This window comes from Vibrio sp. OPT46 (assembly GCF_015163535.1).
Taxonomy (GTDB): domain Bacteria; phylum Pseudomonadota; class Gammaproteobacteria; order Enterobacterales; family Vibrionaceae; genus Vibrio; species Vibrio alginolyticus.
In genome coordinates this window covers 32384-33597 of the sequence record NZ_JADDYG010000029.1, presented here as the reverse complement: position 1 = coordinate 33597, position 1214 = coordinate 32384, and the positions used below count along the sequence as shown (strand labels likewise).

The 1214-nt window shown below is 39.4% G+C and carries 1 protein-coding gene; it reads right to left on the bottom strand.

The annotated features are described in order from the left end of the window. Positions 1-248 precede the first annotated feature (248 nt). Entirely contained in the window at positions 249-1007 is a 759-nt protein-coding gene (locus tag IQR33_RS02155) for a DeoR/GlpR family DNA-binding transcription regulator (protein ID WP_005375354.1), read from the bottom strand. Positions 1008-1214 lie beyond the last annotated feature (207 nt).

Here is a 1214-nt window from a genome sequence, read left to right as displayed (position 1 = left end):
GTGTCTTGCTGCCAATCTCAGGCTTAGTTTTGATGGCAATTGCAGTGAATTTGATTTTTGATGACAAGTGACGAGCAGCGATAAAGCGAAGTGAGCTTTCATATCCAGATGTAATCAGTAATTTGGTAATTTAGAAAACAAAAGGATGTGTTTTCTGCCAGAAAGTACACAGCACGGTCTATGTATATTGGAAGCACCTATAAATTAACGAGTATAAAAGTTACGCGAACTCAGATGTTTAGGTAGTGTTACTCTTTATACACACGTAATCCTTTATCCGTTAATTCTTGAGTGACCACTTCGGATAGGTTTCGATCGGTAATAATTCCGTCCAATTGCTCGATGTCTAATGCATGAAAGCTCGCTATCTGACCGTATTTAGTTGAGTCTGAGATCAGATAATTGGTTTGTGCCGCCTTGATGATTGCTTTTTTAACGAGAACTTTATTTTCATTAGGTGTTGATAAGCCTTTCAAGCTCCAAGATGAAGTCGAAATAAAGGCGATATCAATATTTAGCCCATTCAAGAACTCTGCGACTTTTCCACCAATGGTGGATTGGTTCTCGCGGTCAATTTTTCCGCCAGTGTGGTAAAGCTCACATTCACTGTGCGTCATAAGGAAAGCAGCAATAGAGAAGTCATTGGTGATCACTAAAAGATCATTACGATTTGCTATTTGATGGGCGATTTCTAGAGAGGTTGTTCCCGCATCCAAGTAAATCGTAGCGTCTTGACCAATTAACGTAGCCGCCAGCTTACCAATTTGAATTTTTTCATCCGCTTGTTGCTCGACCTTCGCATCATGGGAAAGTTCGGAATGTAGAGCTTGAGCGAGTTGCACTCCACCAGAAACAGAAACGACTTTACCTGAGGATTCAAGCTTCACGATATCACGACGAATGGTCATATGTGATACGCCAAGGTGGTCGGTTAAATCTGAAATGCTTAACACTTCTTGATGTGATAACAGGGATAATATGGTTCTTTGACGTTCTGCTGGGATCATAGTTTCACTTCTATATTCTTGTTTTTCAGTATCCTACCAATCTTTTCATTTGTTGTGAATATCTGTGAATTATGTTCTCAACGTTGTAAGAACAGCCTTCGCTTGTGTTAACTGCTCGGAATATCTCTGCCTATAAAGAGGTATATATCACGACATTGTTAATTTGTGTGAAAAAATGTGATTCAAAGCGAGGTCTTAGTATTAATA